This window comes from Flavobacterium sp. MEB061 (assembly GCF_000834715.1).
In the GTDB taxonomy this organism is placed as follows: Bacteria; Bacteroidota; Bacteroidia; order Flavobacteriales; family Flavobacteriaceae; genus Flavobacterium; species Flavobacterium pectinovorum.
In genome coordinates this window covers 237,968-257,947 of sequence record NZ_JXQR01000040.1, presented here as the reverse complement: position 1 = coordinate 257,947, position 19,980 = coordinate 237,968, and the positions used below count along the sequence as shown (strand labels likewise).

Below are 19,980 nucleotides of genomic sequence, written 5' to 3'. Positions count from 1 at the left end.
ATTATTTTAAGCTACTTAAAAAATTATACATCTTAACTGTTGAAACTTTCCAATCAAATTTTCGAACATAAAGATTTCCAGCATTAGCTAATGAAACCCTAATATTATCATTTTCTAATAAATAATCTAACTTTTGTATTAAATCCTCAACATTTTGAACTTCAAAACATAAACCCGTTTCTTTATTTTTTACAAAATCTTTAAATCCATCAATATTACTGGTTAAAACAGCGCAACCGCACTGCATTGCCTCTGCCACCGGCAAACCCCAACCCTCTGAATGAGAAGGAGATATAAATACAGATGAATTGTTATACAATTCCCTTAGCTGACTTCTAGAAGGCATTTTATAATATTCTATCCACCTTTCTAGATTCTCTGGACGATTAGGCACACCAAACAAAACAACCTTGAGCAATGGCTTCTGAATTTTGATTTTTCTAATAGCTTCTAATCCTTCGTTACAACCCTTACTAGGGGAATCATGATACAGCATCATCAATGTTAGCGGATCTCTATCACAAATATTTTTCTCAATGAAAAATTCATCAAAATTCAAACCATTAAAAATCAACTCTGAAACATTACCAGATTCAATTATTTTTTTTTGTAGCCACGTACTAATAACAATTTTTTTCATTGGAAAATCCCATGTTTTAAAAACACGATATTCAAATTTATTTTTTTTTGCAAAAATAAAATCTGCCTCATTTCCTTGAATTAAATAAATTTTCACTCCTTTATTCTCAGATAATTCAACGACATACTCTGCTGTTTCCCAAGAAGTCGCAATAACAAAATCACTATCCGGAACAAATAAAGATTTTGGTGTAAAAATCCATTTATTAACAATTTGTGGATTCAATTGAAACCATTTTTTATGTAATTTAAAAAAAATCAAATAATAAACATACCGCACAATTCCAATAAAAAAAGAATGGGATTTATATAAGCAAGCGGTGTGTAAAATTTTAACATCAGCTCCTAACTCTGTTAATCTATTTGCGTACTCATAAACTATGCGAAACCCTCCTACGGGATAGATACCGCGGCCTGGTAAAATAAAATTAACCTTAATCCTTTTTCCCATCTATCTCATCACTTTTGAAACTTTGCATCTTATCATATCTTAAAAGAATTTCTTGTTCATCTGATTTTTCTATAAATAAATAATTTCTATAAGGAGTTTGCCCATATCGAATACCAATATCACTAAAATGCAGAGACAAACGCATTATAATAAATAGCAAAGGAACAAACATTAATATCATCTTTCTTTCTCTTATTAAAACAAAGTCATTTAAAAGACAAAACATAAAAGCTATTCCTATATTAAAATAATATGAAAACCTGTCGGTTACTTCCTGAATTTCTTTAAATAGAATATTAATAATTATGTAAAACAAAAAGGCTTTAATAAGTAATTTTTCCGAAGAGGAGAATTTCATAGTCTTAATTCTTATTGCGAGTAAAATTAAAAAAGTAAGGTTCAAAATACTCGTAAGGCTAATACCTCTCTGAAAACCAAAATTTTGTACCACTACAATAGCCTTTGATATTATTGCCCCAGTATTTCCATCAACTATTGGTTCTAAAAATTTTAAAACAGTTGTTAGTAAAGGAATTGAAACAAAAAGAGAAATAAAATATATTAGTGATAACATTAATACACCTTTACGAGTAATATTTAGCTTTTGAAAAAAATAAAAAACTACAAATATTATTGCTGTGTAATGAAAAGTCATAGCAAGCAAAGTAAAACTTATTAATTTCCAAAACTTGATCTTATCACCAACTAATGAGAACAATACTATATGAAAGGCTAAGGATTGTCTTAAAATATCAAATTCGTAAAATGTAGTTAATATCAGAATAAGAGCTAAAAAAATAAGCTTATTTCTTATCTTATTTTTATATAAAAAATAAAACAAAGAAATAGTATTAAACAATGTCAATAGAAAAACAAAAAAGGCATAATTAATTCCTATCTCTTTTGACAATGACATAATAATTTTGAATCCCGGCTCTGTAAAATCTGAAGCAAAAGATAGGTTATCAGCTTGAAACAAAATATTCAAAGGAACTGCTTCATTATACATTGTTAGATATGAAAGCCAATCACTTCCAAGTTTATAACGAAAGCCAACAAAAAAAAGAATTAAAAAAAAACCTATAAAAAACACATTCCATCTTAGAGATTGAAGCCTATCATCATCTTGCTTTAGATTATCTAACAATGCTCCAAAGCCAAAAAAAATAAAAAAAATATAATATGGAATCATAATTAATTACCTAAGCTTTTTTTTAACCTCGAGTAAAAAACGGGACTATATTTTTTTAAAAGATCAATTAACTTACCAATAAAGGTAACCTTTAAATAATGCATATATACTTTTAAACTTATCTTAAAGTCACCCTTATATTTCAAAGCTATATGACGATCTTCAGAAAATCCAATATATCTATGATGGTGTGAATAACCAATCATATCAAAACTTGAAATAATTATATTTAAATATAAAACACTATGTTTAAAGAAGAATATTTTATAAATAAAATCAAAATCTGCAGATACTTTAAAACCAAGATCAAAAGGATATTTTTGATTAATTTTTAATCTAGAAAATATACTTTGGTGTACAACTAATTTTTTCCAAAAATTATTCTTATCGCTAGGAACATGAATTTTATTATGCTCATAATTTTCTCGTCGCATTTCAGTATTACCATAGATAACATCATAATCATCTATTTTTCGATCCTTAAAAACTAATTCTATTGTTGTGTTATTGAAGAACCAATCCCCACAATTCATAAAATTAACCCAATCTCCTGTTGCGGCTTTTATTCCTTTATTCATTGCATCATATATACCTTTATCACTTTCGGAAATCCAATAAGAAATTTTGCTACTGTATTTTTCAATGATAGCCACTGTGCCATCTGTAGAACCCCCATCAATAATAATATATTCAATGTTTTTATAGGTTTGAGAAAGAACACTTTTTATTGTTTCTTCAATATACTTTTCACTATTATATGAAACAGTAATAATTGAAATTAAAGGATTTTTCATTAAATATTATATTTATTATCTAAGATAGATTACGAATAAATTTAGCTGGGTTCCCTGCCCAAATTTGATCAGCGGGTACATTTTTTGTCACAACAGAACCAGCACCAATAATTGATCGGTCACCAATTGACACCCCTTTGAGAATGATTGTGTTTGCGCCTACAAATACATTGTCTCCTATCACAATAGGATTGGTTAAAACACTTGCGTTATCATCCTTTCGCATATTAAAATCTATGGGATGAAAATCTGTATCCCATATTGAAGTATTTCCTCCAAAGTTGCAATACGCCCCAATTGATATTGAATTGGCGCTATAAATTGAAACACCACTAAACCCTGAATTATTCCCAATTTTCAAAGAGGCATTTGATAACACACATATAGAACACGGTTTACAAATCCCAACCATATTATATCTTGTATGACTTGTAAAAATTAAATCATTTCCAAATTCTACATCTCCAGAGAGTCTAAATATAGGACTACCATTTAAACGGATATTTTTACCCCACTTAACTTGAGGATACAGTAATCGATAAACAAAAAGTTTTACCGATGTATGAGAAGAAAAAACAGTTTTATAAAAATGATACGATTTTAGTATAACACTTTTCAATATCTATATGTATTAATTAAAATTATAATTCTTAATATAAACGTTTATGCTGACTGACTATTTGTACGACGCTAAATAACTCCTTAATAATACCTCGTCCAGTTAGAGATATTCCATCTTCATACTCCTTAGACAAAATAACTTACTCTATTTTATTTACTAACAAATAGCGTAATCTACCAGCAAGAATAAATAATATTTAAAAAACTCTTATGCTATATTATATCGGGGTATTTACGACATAAAATAAAATATTTAATCCTCCTAGAAATCCTAAACAAAAAGGATATTATTGGTTTAGGCTCTTTGAAATTTTCCCATGGTGTATTTCGAAGATATTTATAGTATTCCTTTCTAAATGGATGTGTACATTTTGCATCCCAAGGTTTAGGTTTCGAAACAAAATGAATGATTGTAGGATCATAAGGTTCAGAAACAAGTTCATTTTTATAATCTGCATAATCATTAATAATTTGTCCATCATCTATATCAGTAATGTTAATTGTATCTTTTTTAAAAAAAATCGAAAGTAAATTCCATTTGCAAGGCAATTTAATACATTTATCATAAAGTACTGCATTCAGCGCATCTTGATCGTGATAAATTATCTGATTGTAGTTTAATTTAATGTAATTTAGAAGTTTATCTGTTATTAAATTTTCCCTCCAATACTTAACATTAATAAGTAAAATTCCTGCATTAAAATAACCATATTCAGGAGGATATTTCAATCTTTTTATATCTTTTATTGTCCAACTAACCATTTGATAAACAGCAGCAATTGCATTATCCTCAATATTAGTTTCCCATAATTCATAAATAGATTTACGAATTACTACATCACAATCAAGGTAAATTACTTTTGTGACAGATTTAGGTAGAAGTATTGGTATTAATAACCGATAGTAGGTGGCTATGCTAATGTGAGATAGATAATCCATTTGAGGCATTGGCAAATTTCTGACTAGCTTTTTATCTACTAATATATAGTGCAAAAAGCTTCCTTTGTCTTTGACAAGATTCTCAATAATTACCAAATTTTCTTCAGTTAATCCTTCCGAAAGTAAATAAATATGTATTTCAATTTTATTATTAATTAGAAGAGAATTAAGAGTTGAAACACAATGTTGCACGAAATTATCATCAGTTGCTATAACTATATTCATTTTCAATTATTTGAATTAATTTCTAAATTTTAGGATTTTAGCGGGGTTACCTGCAACTATAGAATATTCTGGTACATCTTTGGTAACTATACTACCAGCTCCAATCACTGCCCCAGTACCAATAGTCACTCCTGGTAAAATAACAGAATTTGCTCCAATCCAAACATCATCATTAATTACGATATAGTTATTTCTTTTAGACCACCCTTGATATGCAATCGGCTGATCCTTTTTTATATTATGATTTGAAGCAAGAATTGATACCTGTTGGGAAATGAAACAATTTGAACCAATACGTATTTGCCCCCCGGCTGCCCTTATGTTATTTCCTTCACCTATATAAGAATTTGCTCCAATTGATAAAAAAGAACCTTTATGCGCATTTGGGGAAATATCGTCTAATACTACTAAAATTGAAAATGCACCTATGTAAACCTGCTTGCCAATTAATAAAGATTTTCTATTTTTCAAGCGAATAATTGCCTTTCTATGGATGTATGCTTGGTGATTGAGTATAGTGAAAGCAAAAAGTTCAGGATCCCGAAATATAAAATATACAAATTGACAATATAAAGTCTTAAGAATTTTTAAAAGCATTTTCAAATTTTAATTATATTAACATTCTTTTTTAAAAGTGAATTTAGTTTTAATAAAACCTTTGAAATTTTATATACCCATCTAAAACTCAATGAAAGCTTAATAATTCTATCTCGAATTGATACAGGTTTAAAAGAGTTGAGAATATTCTTATCAATGTATTTGATATTTAGATCGAAAACTTTATTACAGAGAAATCCAGAGTAATTAGTTTGTATTTTTTCATAGATTTCAAAGAGACTATATTTCTTGCAGAAATAAAATTGCATGTCAAACGTCGACTGAAGAAAATCATATCTTTTTTCCAAATTGGAATAAGAAGAAGCTGAATTTGGTGTGACTCTATAGACAGCCATTACCTCGTCAAGATATTTAAATTTAGTAATTCGACTAATTTCTATCCAAAGTGGGTAATCCCCCATATTGAATTCATTTATCGAGTCACCAATAGTTTGAATTGCGGCTATCAAATATTCATTTTTGACTAAAACAGTGAGTGTCTGTACGTAATTTTTTAATAAGATTGATGGAAAAAAATCACCAGATTTTGGGGCCTCATTATTAATAAAACTAAATGTCCCTGTAAATTTGTTTTCCATTTGATTAAATATATTTGCATTAGTATATATCAACCCATAATCCTCATTTTTACATAAAAAATCAACCTGCTTTTGTAATTTCAGAGAATCTGTCCAATAGTCATCCCCTTCACATAGCGCAATATACTTACTTTTAGCTTCATTAAGTGCAAAAACAAAATTAGGCATCATACCTATATTTTTTTTATGACTTATATACTTTATCCAATTTCCTCTAGGGTGTTTTTTTATAATATTTTGAATAATATCATCTGTACTGTCAGGAGAACAGTCATTCACAATTATAAGCTCAACACAAAAATTACATTCTTGCATTAAAACTCCATTAATAGCTTCTTCAATGAATTTTTCGTGACCATAGGTAATCATTGTTACCGAAACTAAAGGTTTTCCCATTTTAGTCATTAAAGGGCTCTAATTTTGTTTAATAATTTTAGCGGGGATACCCACAGCTAGACAATTGTCCGGCAAATCTTTCGAAACAACAGCTCCTGCCCCAACAATTACATTTTTTCCGATTTTAATATCTGGTAATATTGTTGCATTAGCACCTATGTGAGAAAAATCTCCAACATCTGTACGTCCCAATAAAATAGCATTTGGAGATAACTCCACAAAGTTACCAACCTTACAGTCATGAGTAATAATTACATTGTAATAAACAATACAACCCATTCCAATTTTTACTGAATTAGAAATTACTGCATTTGGCAAAATATTAGTTCCTATTCCAATTTCTACATCATAACTACCAATCTGAGAATGGCAACTAATACTATTCGAAAATACACCCCCTAAGTTCGAGAATTTTTGAAACATTTTATATCTTAAAAATGGATTTCCAATACCTATAGTAAATTCATTTCCAAATTTTGCAAAGAAATCCTTAACTTGATTTTCGTTTTTAAATATTGGAAATTTATCGTATAAAAAATTCCCAATATCAGTATTAATATCATCATAAAAAGCGATGTTTTTTGAACAGTTATTTTGGCAAAATATTTCTAGAACCTCCTTTGCAAAACCTTTTGCCCCAATTATTAACATAAACTAATTATTTTGAACTCTTAATATTAAACGACAAATCAAATCAACTTCTTCCAACGTCAAATCAAAATATAAAGGAAGACACAAAACTCGTTTGGAAACAGCATCTGTCACCTCCAAATCTTGGGGTTCCAAATAAGGTAAGGTATTGGCCAAAGATGGATAAAAATAACGACGGGTAAAAATCTCATGACCATCCAAAAACTTTTTTATATTCAGTAGCAATTCCTCGCTTTCTATCACTATAGGATAATAAGGATAATTTTCGCTTGACTCACTATGCCAAAGAGGACGATAGGCTTTCAATCCCTTTAATTTTGTATTATAATGCATTGTTAACTCTTTTCTCTTCTCAAATATTTCTTGTATATACTTCAGATTTACCAATCCCATGGCTGCATGAAACTCCGAATTTTTTCCGTTTATACCCAATTCAGCAAAAGAATCAAAACCTGAGATTCCGAAATTACGGATATAGGCCAGTTTTTTCAACAACTCTGCATCTTTAGTAATAATTAAACCACCTTCAATGGAATGATAAAGCTTCGTCGCATGCAAAGAACAGGTTGAAATATCACCATATTCAAATATTGATTTCCCATCTACCTGCACACCAAAAGCATGAGCTCCATCATAAATTACTTTCAGACCGTGCTTTTTGGCAATTTTATCAATCGCCTGTACATCACAAGGATTCCCATATACATGGGTTGCCAATATAGCTTGAGTCCTCTCAGTGATAGCAGCCTCTATTTGAGTCACATTAATATTTAAACTTTCCTCATCTATATCAACAAAAATAGGCGTACAGCCCTCCCAAACAATAGTGGAAGTGGTTGCTACAAAGGAAAAAGGTGTCGTAATAATTTCACCTGTAATGTTTAAAGCTTTAATAGCCATTTGTAAAGCAACAGTTCCATTGGTTACATACAACAAATGATTTACTTTGAGATACTCTTTAAGTTTCATCTCAAGCTCACTTGCCAATGGTCCCATATTTGTCAACCACTGGCGCTTCCAAATTCCATCAAGTAATTGTTGATATTCTTTTTGTGGAGGTAAAAAAGGTTTGGTAACTGGTATCATTATTTTCTAATTATGTTTCGAACGTCACTTATACTTTGAAATTTAAATATAAGTGCCAAAAAGATATATATTATTAGGCCTGCACTACTACTAATTATAAGCCTCGATATGTTATTATAAACTATCAAATTGCTATTAACTAAAACAACTACTATCCCCATACAGATGGAAATGACAAATATAGGTAGTATATCCAACAATTGTTGTTTCATTGAATAATCGATCATCGAACCTGCATAATAGGTATTAATAAAAAGTGCAATTATTGAGGCAATAACATATCCAAGTAATAAAGAAGTAAAACCATAAAAAATAGAAATTACAATTATTATAACCAATATTACTTTCTTAATAACCTCTAACTTTAAAAATAAATCACTTCTTCCTTTAACTTGAAGAATCAACAAATTATACATATGCAAAGGATATAAAATTCCTGAAAAACAAATTATTTGAAAAATTGGAACTATAGGCAACCACTTTTCAGTGAACAAAAAAACCACTAATTGATTTGCCAATAAAGCCATCAATACAATTATTGGTGTAATAACGAATAACACAACCAACATAATTTTTTTATATGCTGCTCGTAAAGCAGGTATATCATCCTGTACTTTAGAAAACAAAGGGAAAACAACTTTATTTAACGCCCCCGAAACATTCGCAACAGGCAACATCATTAACGAATTGGCTCTTGTATAATAGCCTACCAAAATTGGATTATAAAATCTCCCTATTATTATTTGATAAATATTTGTAAAGATGGTATCTAAAAGTGAAGAAAGTGTCATTTTGTATCCAAAATGAAAATGTAATTTAAATTTATCTATATCAAATATAAATTGTGGCCGCCAATCAGAAGAAAACCATAGAAAAACAGCAGTCAATAAATTTGTAATCAGCATAGAGTAGACTAATGACCAAACCCCGTACTCATTATTAGCCAAAATAACTCCTACAACACTTCCAATTAATAAAGCAGGAAAAGTAATCATCGTTTGTTTTTTGAATTTCATTTCCTTTATCAAAATGGTATTTTGAACCGTACCAAAAGCCAAAAAAACAAACGAAAGCCCATAAACTCTTGCTATATGCGTAAGCATTGGTTGTCTGTAAAACAACGCTATATAGGGTGCCGTAAGAAAAAAAAGTAAATATATCAATACACTAACTCCTAAATTAAAGAAAAAAACTGTAGAATAATCTTTAGTATCTACTGTTGAGACCCTTATCAACGAACTCGTCATACCTCCCTCAAACAATGCAGTTCCAATACCTATAAAAACAGTTAACATACCTATCAGTCCAAATTCTGATGGCTGTAATATTCTCGCTAAAATCAATTGAACTGAAAAAGTAATCAGTTGGACTGAAAATTGCTGCAAGAAAGACCATACAAAACCACTTAGAGCGTGCCCTTTTAATGACATAAATAAAGTTTAGAGGTCATACAGAAATTTACAATTTGAAACTTAATATTGACCTCTTTAGCCATTAGCAAATCTATTAATCCCATAATTGTATTAAAAGTCTTCTTACAATCAATACCAAAATTATTAGAAACCCTGCTAAAAATCCTCCAATTAACAATCCTTTCGACTTCCCAAAACGTTCTTTACCCAATGGTAAAATAGGTCTATCAATTACTTGAATTAAAGGTGTTTCTTTACGCAAAGTGACTTTTGCCAACTCACTCTGCTTGACTAATTCTGTTAGTATAGCTGTATTAGCCTGAACGTCAACTTGTCTTCTCGCCGAGGGAGTACGACGAACATTTAATGCCGGATTTAAATTAAAAGTATTATCATTAGCGACTGCAACTCCTGTTATTGCACCATTAAGTTCTCTTCTAATTGAATCAACTTGACGTTCTAAAACAGCCATGTTCATTCTAGCTTTCTTACTTTTAGTTTCTACATAAAAGTCCGAAACCTGTTTAGCTAAAGCTTCACAAAAATATTTTGCAAATAATTCGTTAGTTGATGCCACATCAATAGTAATAATGGAAACTTTCTTATCTTTTTGAGCAACTGATAATCCAGACTTAGATAAATTACTATACATTACTCCCATAATACTGTCTTGGATTCTAGTGAAATGTTGCCTATCTGCATCTGGTAAAAACTTAATTTTTGATAATTTAGGTTCATTATTCCAATCCTCTCTCCATTTATTATTTTCAATATACATTTCTGCCAATGACACTTTTTTTCCATTTAAATTAACAGGAGATAATAACGTCTTTTCGACCATCGATCTAGACTTAAAAAGTTCTGTCAAATTAGAACCAGTAAAAATTCCACCGCCACTACCTCCTAAGTCTAAACCAAAAGAGCTCGCTAATCCTAATGCACTTCCTAAACCCCCTCCACCAGATTTCTCATCTTCCACTACAAATGATAAGGTTGCGGTATAAATTGGCTTTTTTATAAAAGAGTAAGTTAATCCCAAAGCAGCCCCAATTATTCCTGCTAAAAAAATAATTTTCCATTGCGATAAAAGGTAAGAATGCCATTCTTTTACTTTAATTAATAATTCTTTCAACGATATTTCATCGTTTTGAACAGGTATATTATCCATCAAAATTCTTATTTAAAAGCTGTAACAATTAATAAAGCTATACTCGCAAGAGCACTTCCAATACCGGCCCATTCTCCAGCACTCATCTTTTTCATTTCTGGTTTTTCCGGCACTACTATTTGAGAATCCGGAGTAACTTTTGGATATGATCTAAAAAATAAAAAGGAACCGGTCACAGAGGCCTTTCCATTTGGATAAATAATATATGCTTTTTTCTTCCAACCTTTATAATCAACACCTCCAACAGCATCGATATAATATCTAAATCCTTTTCCACTTCTATACGGAATTTCAGAAGTTAGTAATACATTTCCTGTTACTTTCACTCCCTCATTATATATTGCTACTTCAATTTCATCACCAGGAAACAAGGTAACATTCGAATAATGATTTTTATCTTTTACAATTTTTTCCCAGTTGACAGGAATCGTCGCAAATTTTAATTCATCCCTAAGTTTTTTAGATAATTTAGAACTTAGCGTATCCTTTTCTTTTAAATTTGATTCTTTCAGTTCTTTTCCATCTTCTGCAATTTGTTTTTTATCAAGATTAAGATTTACAGTTTCTAACTGCTCGATCTGCTCTTCCTTAATTGGTCTTTTAATTTTCATACCATCTAAATTAGCAATTGATGTTAATCCTCCAGCTCTCATTACAACATTGTAAACTGTTTCCCTTTTATTAGCGAGTACATACTTACCTGGATAAGTTACTGCCCCACTAACTTTAACCATTTCAGGCTTTTCATAAACTGCCATTCTTCTGATATTAATAACATCAAAAGGTTTTAAAACAAAATTTTTAATTTGTTCATTATTGTCAGCAGTGATTTCAAGTTCTACTAGTTCGATACGTTTTGGATCGCTGTCGTCAATTGCATCAGATTTTACCATTCTTGCAATCTCTACTCTTTTTGAAGCTGAACCTGTTAATCCACCAACTTGTACAACTAGGTCGTTTAAGGTTAAATTATCAAAATATTCATATTCTCCTGGGTTTTTTACTTCTCCATCTATAGTAATTTTATATTCTTCTCTAAAATCAAGTATGGAATAAACTGTAACAATATCTTCTCTTTTTAGCTCAATGTCAGAATTTAAATCCCCTGACAAGGCGGCACTTAAATCAACATTTACAATTTCTGTAGTTAAATCTGTTTTTAATCGAATAATTCTTGCTCGTTTCGTATAAGCATCTTCTTTAATCCCTTCAGCTCTTGTAATAAGATCTGAAATTCTCATTCCTTCACTATATGAATAATAATCCGGTCTAAAAACTGCTCCTTCAATTTTAATACGATTTTCAAATCGGTTTAAGATTTTTGTAACTTTAAAGACATCTCCTGATTTAGGCAAATAAGAACTAAATTCACTTTCATTTATGTCATGAACTTTAAACTCTTTACCTGTTTTTTGCAAAACATTTACTGATGCTGTGTAAGCGAATTCATTAAATCCAGAAGCGAAATTTAGTAAATCAGAAAATGTTTCCCCTTTTTTCATCTCGAAAATTCCCGGCCTTTTTACTTCTCCTTCAACTACTACTCTTTCAGTATAGGCAGGAATTCTAATTACATCGTTATCTCTTAAATTTACATTATCCGATTGATCTCCTTTAACTATAAACTTATAAATATCAACATTTTTATAAACTTTGTTGTTTCGGATTAATTCTATATTTCTATAGCTACCATTTTTACCTGGTCCACCTGCCAGATGCAATGCATTGTAAACAGAGGCAAGAGATGAAATAGAATAATTTCCAGGTTGTTTCCCTCCAACAATTGTCACTTTAATAGTTCTAATATCACTTAAACTTACACTAACTTGAGACTGCCCAGATCTAACGGTACTGTACACTCTTGCAATTGCGGCTCTTATTTTTTGCGTAGCAGCTTCAATTGACATTCCTGCTACTGCAATTTGACCAACATTTTGAATTGTAATTTTACCTTCAAAGTTTACAGGAACAGTATCATCAAATTGTTGAACACCATAGACACTAACTTCCAATTTATCACCTGGTCCGAGAACATAATTCACTGGCGTGGCCATTTTTAGATCTGGCTCAAAACTTAAAGTTGGATTGTCAAATAATTCAGATCCAAAAATCAAAGCATTTAAGGAATCTTTTATTTTTTCATTTTTTATCTTTTCTTGTTTTCTTCCAAACTCTGAATCTTCGTCTGTATCTTTTAATTTATCCTTGTCTTTTTTGTCTTTATCTTTTTTATTCTTGTCTTTTTTATCCTTGTCGCTTAAATTTTTCTTCTCATATTCTTTCACTCGGGTTCTTAATTTATCGAATTCATTTTGGCTCATTCCTTTTGATAAGGCCATTGATTCAACATCATCAATTGTCGCACTATTGCTTTTTAATTGAGAAATTATTCTAGCGATTTCATCATCTGACAAATAATCTACTTTTACAGTACTTAAATCTTTAGATTTTATAATGTCCTGAGCATTTGCATTAAAAGACATCAGTAAAATAAAAAATAATGTAAGAACGTATATTAACTTTTTCATATAAATTATAATTTAACCTTTAGATTGGTTGAAAGAAATCGTTTTTTGAATTTATGAATATTGTTTTTTATAATAATCTTTATAAAGACCTGAAGTTACATTCTGTAACCATTCTTCATTATTCAAATACCAATTAATAGTTCTTTCTAATCCTTCTTCAAAAGTTACAGATGGTTTCCACCCTAATTCTTTATTAATTTTAGAAGCATCAATTGCGTATCGTAAATCATGGCCCGGTCTGTCTTTTACATAAGTAATTAACTCTTGAGAAGTCCCTTCAATTCTTCCTAATTTTTGGTCCATGATCTGGCATAATAATTTTACTAAATCAATATTTTTCCATTCATTAAATCCTCCTATATTATATGTTTCATGATTTTTTCCTTCGTGAAAAACTAAATCAATTGCAATAGCATGATCTTCTACGAAAAGCCAATCACGAGTATAATTCCCATCTCCGTAAACTGGTAATGGTTTGTTATTAATTATATTATTTATGAAAAGTGGAATCAACTTTTCAGGAAAATGATACGATCCATAATTATTAGAACAATTCGTTAAAACATATGGCAGACCATAAGTTTCTCCGTAAGCTCTAACAAAATGATCTGAACTTGCTTTTGAAGCTGAATATGGAGAATTAGGGTCATACGAAGTCGTTTCGGTAAATAGACCTTCTGCACCCAGTGATCCATAAACTTCATCAGTACTAATATGATAGAAACGTTTACCTGCAAAACTATCTTTCCATTGATTTTTGGCAGCATTTAATAAATTCATAGTTCCAATAACATTTGTTTTAACAAATGCTAATGGATCTTCAATGGAACGGTCAACATGAGATTCAGCGGCTAAATGCAAGACTCCATCAAAATTATGTTCTGAAAAAAGTTTATTTATAAAAGATTCATCTACAATATCTCCTTTTACAAAAGTATAGTTTGCATGGTTTTCAATATCTTTAATATTCTCAAGATTTCCTGCATAAGTTAAAGCATCTAAATTGAAAATTTGATATTCAGGATATTTATTTACAAAGCGACGAACCACGTGAGAACCAATAAAACCAGCACCACCTGTTATAAGAATTTTTTTCATTTGCATTCCATAATTAATTTAGCAGATCAGAATTTATTTTCTCTAATTCGCTGTAGATATCTTTAACATCTTGTGAATTTTCTTTTTGCAGAATTAAATTTGCTGTATCTGTATAAACAAAAATAGTGTTTTTTAACCCTAAGAAAGTAGTGTGCTTTCCACTTCCAATAACCATATTTCCATTTTTATCAATATGATGTCCTTTTGAAACTAAATAATCGTAAACTGATTCAAAAGATCCTAAATCTGACCATGAAAATGATGCTGGAACTACTTTTATTTTTTTACTACGCTCCATTACAGCATAGTCGATACTTATTGATGGTATTTCTAAAGATAAATTTAAATCTAAAAAACCGTCTTTACTTGCTTCCCAAACAGCTTTTGATTTCTCATAAACTTCAGGTTGAAATTGCTTTAACTCTTCTAAAAGAACTCCGGCCTTAAAACAGAACATTCCACTATTCCATAAAAAATTTCCTTTTGCAATAAACTCCTTTGCAGTCGTTTCGTTAGGTTTTTCTCTAAATGATAAAACTTTATCTCCTTTTGATTCAATATAACCATATCCCGTTTCAGGCTTGGTTGGAATAATTCCAAATGTTACTATATAACCATCTTGTGCTTTTGAAATTGCTTCATCAATTGCTTGATTGTAATTCTCCATTCGATCAATAATATGGTCAGAAGGCGTTACAATTAATATATCATCCGGATTTGATGCAAATGCAGCAAAAGCAATAGCCGCAGCTGTATTTCTTGGAGTAGCTTCAACAATATTCACATAAGCAGTATTGGTTTTATTCATAACCTTACCACTTAAATGATGATTGTCTACATTACCTACAACCATTACCTTACTTGCTAAATGACTATTCCTGTCAACCGTCATCTCAAATAATGATTTATTCTCAAATATCTCAAGATATTGTTTAGGTTGACTCTTACGGGAAAGTGGCCATAATCTACTACCAACCCCACCCGTCAAAATTACATGTATAATTGAATTATTTTTCTCCATTTTTCTTTTAGTATAAAAAAGAATTTCAGTTCTATAATCTATTATCGGCTATAGTACCTAAAACTCCTTTTACGTCATATAATAAACTATTTGATTTTTGTAACTCTGAAAAGTTTAATTCTAAAAACTCAGCATGGGCAACACCTAAGACAATAGCATCAAATTTTTCTGCTGGTAATGAATCTATTGTCGTCAATTTATATTCTTTTTTAACTTCTTGTATATTTGCTAATGGGTCATATATTGTAACTGATATACCATATTCTTTTAATGATTTTACTACATCTACAATTTTGGTATTTCTAACATCAGGGCAATTTTCCTTAAAAGTAATTCCAAGCATCAAAAGATTTGCTCCATTAACTGAAATCCCCTTTTTAATCATTAATTTAACCACTTGCGATGCTACGTATTCGCCCATACTATCATTCAAACGTCGTCCTGCTAAAATTATTTCAGGATGATATCCAAATTCTTGCGCTCTTTGTGCTAAATAATAAGGATCTACACCAATGCAATGTCCTCCAACCAGACCAGGTTTAAAGGGCAAAAAATTCCATTTAGTCGCTGCAGCTGTTAGTACTTCCTGCGTATCAATATTCATCAAATTAAATATCTTAGCCAGTTCATTTACAAAAGCAATGTTAATATCTCTTTGTGAGTTTTCAATAACTTTTGCGGCTTCGGCAACTTTTATACTTGGTGCTAAATGTGTACCTGCTGTAATGACAGATTTGTAAAGAGCATCAACTTTTAAACCAATTTCTTTTGTTGATCCAGACGTTACTTTTAAGATTTTCTCAACAGTATGTTCCTTATCTCCCGGGTTTATTCTTTCTGGTGAATATCCGGCAAAGAAATCAACATTAAATTCTAAACCTGAAACTCTTTCTAAAACTGGTATGCATTGTTCCTCTGTAACTCCTGGATATACAGTAGATTCATAAATCACAATATCATTCTTTTTTAAGACTTTTCCAACAGATTCACTAGATTTATATAAGGGAGTTAAATCTGGACGATTATTTTTATCAACTGGCGTTGGAACTGTTATTATAAAATAATTACAATCTGCAATATCACTTAAAGTAGTTGTGCAATACAATCCATTTTCATTATTAGGATTAGCAACTAAGACCTTTTGTAAAGTCTCATCATCCACTTCTAAAGTTGTATCGGTACCTGATTTTAAAGTAGCTACTCTTGATTCATTTATATCAAAACCCACAACTGGATATTTAGTAGCAAATAGTCTCGCTAAAGGAAGACCAACATAACCCAAACCTATAATGGCAATTTTTATGTTTTCATCCATTTTTTCTTATCTTTTATCAATTTTGATCATTACAACTCATAGCTTCGCTACTCTGAGTCACAAATATTGGACACAGATACTCTAGAATCATTTTTTGGCAAATATAACACATTCACTCAATTTATTCAATGAGTTTCTTACAGAACTACAAAAGAAACAGAATAAAAAAAATAACGGCTTTTCAAATCTTTACAAATCAGATGCCAACGTTTTTTTTTACAAGAAAAAAGAGAGCAAATATCACACAAAAAGTGATTTTTGCTCTCTTATTCTTATTATTTGATGCTGATTGTATCCTAAAATTATTTATATTTTATTTTTAGAACACATCCTAAAGATTCCAAAACTAAAATATAATGCGTATTAGAAACTTCTTTTACTATCGCATCCTGATTACTAAAAGCTCCTGTTTCTAACGTTATACGATCACCAACCTGAATTGAAGTTACTGAAACATCACTTAAATTAGGAGATGATAAACTTTTCTTTATAATATTAATCTCTTCATCTCTTACAATTGCAGGTTTTCCTAACCAAAACAAATATCGAACTACACCCGAAATTTGAAAAACAGAATTTCGCTCACTTTCCAACAACTTAACAAATACATAAGAATTAAAAAGCGGCACTTCAACTTTCTTTTTTCTGTCTGACCATTGCTTTATTTGAGTAATGACAGGACAGTAAGATTCAATTCCAATTTCAAGTAGTCTTTCTGCAACCTTTTTCTCCCATTTGGGTTTAGTATAAATAACATACCAATTCATAATTTTTTCTATATTGAAAATCCAGCTCTTATTATTATTACTATTTAAATTTCAGATTAACTTTAATCTTCAATTAAGAACCTATTCCATTATAAATAAACCCAATTGCTTCTAATTCTTTACCATTTAATATATTTCTTCCATCAAAAACAAAAGCCGGTTTATGCATTGAATCGTAAATTTTCTTCCAATCATAAGCTGCAAATTCATCCCATTCAGTAAGAATTGCAATTGCATGTGATCCATTGCAAGCATTATAAGCATCATCAAACGTTAAAACTGCTGAGTTGTTTTCTTCAACTGATCTTGTTTCTAAATAATTTAAATCATTTAGCATTTTATTTCTTGAAACTTTCGGATCATAAACTGAAATTTTCGCTTGTTCATTGATCAAATCGTCTGCTACATATATAGCCGCAGACTCACGTGTATCATTGGTGTCTTTTTTGAAAGCCCAACCTAAAAAAGTAATTTTTTTATCTGCAACGGTGTTGTATAGCGTCTGAACAATTTTATTTGAAAATCTTCTTTTTTGATGATCATTCATAATAATTACTTGTTCCCAATAATCTGCAACCTCATGTAATCCATAAGATTTAGCGATATAAACCAGATTAAGAATATCTTTTTGAAAACATGAACCTCCAAATCCCACTGATGCTTTTAAAAACTTAGGACCGATTCTACTATCCATTCCAATTGCTCTGGCAACCTCGCTTACATCTGCTCCGGTTTTTTCACATAGTTCAGACATTGCATTTATTGAAGAAATACGTTGAGCTAAAAAAGCATTTGCTGTCAGTTTTGACAACTCTGATGACCATACATTTGTAGTCAATATTTTATCTCTACTTACCCAATTAGCGTAAACGTCAACTAAAGAATTAATCGCAGCTTCGCCTTCAGGTGTTGTATCTCCACCGATTAAAATTCTGTCTGGATTTAATAAATCTGAAACAGCTGTTCCTTCGGCTAAAAATTCAGGATTTGATAGAATCTGAAATTGAACTCTATTTCCAGTATTATCCAGAATACTTTTTATCGCCTCGGCAGTTCGAACTGGCAAAGTAGATTTCTCTACAACAATCTTATTTTGCTTGGCAACTTTTGCAATTTGCCTTGCACATAATTCAATATATTTAAGATCCGCAGCCATTCCTTTTCCTTTTCCATAAGTTTTGGTTGGCGTATTTACTGAAATAAAGATAACTTCAGCTTCATCGATTGCTTTTTCAACTTCTGTGGAGAAAAAAAGATTTCTTCCTCTAGCTTCAGCTACAATTTCTGAAAGTCCAGGTTCGTAAATAGGTATATTTTCTGTATTTGGATCATTCCAATCTTTAATTCTTTGTTCATTCAAATCAACAACAGTCACTTGAATATGAGGGCATTTTTGCGCAATTACTGCCATTGTTGGCCCTCCAACATAACCAGCTCCAATACAACAAATTTTTGTGATTTTCATTTATTTCTTATTATGTTATCCTTGATTTATTTCAAATTATTCCAATACCAATTTACTGCTTCTTTTAACCCATCCTGCAGCGAATATTTTGGATTGTAACCTAATATATTTTTTGCTTTATCGATACTTGCTAATGAATGTGGAATATCCCCCACTCTGTTTACTCCATAAACAACTTCAACATCTGCTATTTTTGAATCAAATTCAGCTAAATATTTTTTTAAATACCCAACCAGATCATTTAATGTATTTCGATCACCATATGCTGTATTATAAACAGTGTTTATAGCTTCCGGATTTTGACTTGTCATAGCTAATTCATTCATCTGAATTACATTATCAATATACGTAAAATCGCGAGAATAATTTCCATCGCCATTAATTACCGGACTTTCATAATGCATGAATTGCATTACAAATTTAGGAATTACTGCAGCATAAGCACCATTTGGATCCTGTTTTCTTCCAAAAACATTAAAATAACGTAATCCAATAGTTTCTAAACCATACGTTTTACTAAAAATCTCCGCATATAATTCATTTACATATTTCGTAATTGCGTATGGCGATAAAGGCTTCCCTATAACATCTTCTACTTTTGGTAATCCTTGAGAATCCCCATAAGTTGAGGAACTTGCCGCATAAATAAAACGTTTAATTTTTGCATCGCGTGAAGCGACCAACATATTAAGAAATCCTGAAACATTAACATCATTTGTAGTTATAGGATCATTTATAGACCTTGGCACAGAACCTAAAGCTGCCTGATGCAAAACGTAATCAACATCTTTTACAGACAAAACACAATCTTCTATATTTCGTATATCTCCTTCAATCAATTTAAAATCAGGATGATTTAAAATATCTTTTAAATTATGACGGTGACCTGTCGAAAAATTATCTAAACAAATTACTTTATGACCTGATTTTAGAAAATACTCACATAAATTTGAACCAATAAAACCCGCTCCACCCGTAATCAAAATTTTATATTGAGTTGATGCTTCCATTTATTG

The 19,980-nt window shown here is 30.5% G+C and carries 18 protein-coding genes; all 18 read right to left on the bottom strand.

Features of this window, described 5'->3' with window-relative positions; translation table 11 throughout:
* Position 1 precedes the first annotated feature (1 nt).
* The 18 genes from RT99_RS16905 to RT99_RS16815 all read right to left on the bottom strand — a co-directional run bounded on the left by RT99_RS16905 (position 2) and on the right by RT99_RS16815 (position 19,974).
* Positions 2 to 1,090, bottom strand: a complete 1,089-nt coding sequence (locus RT99_RS16905; RefSeq protein ID WP_042565905.1) for a glycosyltransferase family 4 protein — start codon at positions 1,088 to 1,090, stop codon at positions 2 to 4.
* A complete protein-coding gene (locus RT99_RS16900) occupies positions 1,074 to 2,282 on the bottom strand; it encodes an EpsG family protein (RefSeq protein WP_042565904.1) in 1,209 nt (402 codons plus the stop codon). The genes RT99_RS16905 and RT99_RS16900 overlap by 17 nt, the downstream gene beginning before the upstream one ends.
* 2 nt (positions 2,283 to 2,284) lie before the next feature.
* Positions 2,285 to 3,076, bottom strand: coding sequence for a glycosyltransferase family 2 protein (locus RT99_RS16895; RefSeq protein ID WP_052483712.1), 792 nt, complete (start codon positions 3,074 to 3,076; stop codon positions 2,285 to 2,287).
* Positions 3,077 to 3,095: 19 nt separating this feature from the next.
* Entirely contained in the window at positions 3,096 to 3,695 is a 600-nt protein-coding gene (locus RT99_RS16890) for a DapH/DapD/GlmU-related protein (RefSeq protein ID WP_052483711.1), read from the bottom strand.
* A gap of 215 nt (positions 3,696 to 3,910) precedes the next feature.
* Positions 3,911 to 4,861, bottom strand: a complete 951-nt coding sequence (locus tag RT99_RS16885) for a glycosyltransferase family 8 protein (protein WP_042565903.1) — start codon at positions 4,859 to 4,861, stop codon at positions 3,911 to 3,913.
* A 15-nt stretch (positions 4,862 to 4,876) separates the two neighbouring features.
* Positions 4,877 to 5,458: a DapH/DapD/GlmU-related protein gene (locus RT99_RS25860; RefSeq protein WP_052483710.1), complete on the bottom strand. Its 582-nt coding sequence runs from the start codon at positions 5,456 to 5,458 to the stop codon at positions 4,877 to 4,879.
* A 2-nt stretch (positions 5,459 to 5,460) separates the two neighbouring features.
* The gene (locus tag RT99_RS24780) at positions 5,461 to 6,453 is read right to left on the bottom strand and encodes a glycosyltransferase (protein ID WP_165587211.1); all 993 of its coding nucleotides are present in this window, start codon (positions 6,451 to 6,453) and stop codon (positions 5,461 to 5,463) included.
* An 18-nt stretch (positions 6,454 to 6,471) separates the two neighbouring features.
* A complete protein-coding gene (locus tag RT99_RS16870) occupies positions 6,472 to 7,104 on the bottom strand; it encodes an acetyltransferase (RefSeq protein ID WP_042565902.1) in 633 nt (210 codons plus the stop codon).
* 3 nt (positions 7,105 to 7,107) lie between these two features.
* On the bottom strand, positions 7,108 to 8,190 hold the full coding sequence (locus tag RT99_RS16865) for a DegT/DnrJ/EryC1/StrS aminotransferase family protein (RefSeq protein ID WP_042565901.1): 1,083 nt from the start codon (positions 8,188 to 8,190) through the stop codon (positions 7,108 to 7,110).
* Entirely contained in the window at positions 8,190 to 9,620 is a 1,431-nt protein-coding gene (locus RT99_RS16860) for a lipopolysaccharide biosynthesis protein (RefSeq protein ID WP_042565900.1), read from the bottom strand. Before RT99_RS16860 ends, RT99_RS16865 begins: the two co-directional genes overlap by 1 nt.
* 76 nt (positions 9,621 to 9,696) lie before the next feature.
* Positions 9,697 to 10,770, bottom strand: a complete 1,074-nt coding sequence (locus RT99_RS16855; RefSeq protein ID WP_042565899.1) for a Wzz/FepE/Etk N-terminal domain-containing protein — start codon at positions 10,768 to 10,770, stop codon at positions 9,697 to 9,699.
* 8 nt (positions 10,771 to 10,778) lie between these two features.
* Positions 10,779 to 13,298, bottom strand: coding sequence for an SLBB domain-containing protein (locus tag RT99_RS16850; RefSeq protein ID WP_042565898.1), 2,520 nt, complete (start codon positions 13,296 to 13,298; stop codon positions 10,779 to 10,781).
* Between the two features lie 51 nt (positions 13,299 to 13,349).
* The gene (rfbB, locus tag RT99_RS16845) at positions 13,350 to 14,396 is read right to left on the bottom strand and encodes a dTDP-glucose 4,6-dehydratase (RefSeq protein ID WP_042565897.1); all 1,047 of its coding nucleotides are present in this window, start codon (positions 14,394 to 14,396) and stop codon (positions 13,350 to 13,352) included.
* 13 nt (positions 14,397 to 14,409) lie between these two features.
* Positions 14,410 to 15,417 carry a mannose-1-phosphate guanylyltransferase gene (locus RT99_RS16840; protein WP_042565896.1) on the bottom strand — a complete coding sequence of 336 codons (1,008 nt, stop codon included), beginning with the start codon at positions 15,415 to 15,417 and terminating at the stop codon, positions 14,410 to 14,412.
* Positions 15,418 to 15,448: 31 nt separating this feature from the next.
* The gene (locus tag RT99_RS16835; protein ID WP_042565895.1) at positions 15,449 to 16,732 is read right to left on the bottom strand and encodes a nucleotide sugar dehydrogenase; all 1,284 of its coding nucleotides are present in this window, start codon (positions 16,730 to 16,732) and stop codon (positions 15,449 to 15,451) included.
* Between the two features lie 302 nt (positions 16,733 to 17,034).
* Positions 17,035 to 17,499: a UpxY family transcription antiterminator gene (locus RT99_RS16825; protein WP_042565893.1), complete on the bottom strand. Its 465-nt coding sequence runs from the start codon at positions 17,497 to 17,499 to the stop codon at positions 17,035 to 17,037.
* Positions 17,500 to 17,572: 73 nt separating this feature from the next.
* Positions 17,573 to 18,964 (bottom strand): UDP-glucose 6-dehydrogenase, encoded by a 1,392-nt coding sequence (locus RT99_RS16820; RefSeq protein ID WP_042565892.1) that lies wholly within the window; start codon positions 18,962 to 18,964, stop codon positions 17,573 to 17,575.
* 26 nt (positions 18,965 to 18,990) lie between these two features.
* Positions 18,991 to 19,974, bottom strand: a complete 984-nt coding sequence (locus RT99_RS16815; protein WP_042565891.1) for an SDR family oxidoreductase — start codon at positions 19,972 to 19,974, stop codon at positions 18,991 to 18,993.
* Positions 19,975 to 19,980 lie beyond the last annotated feature (6 nt).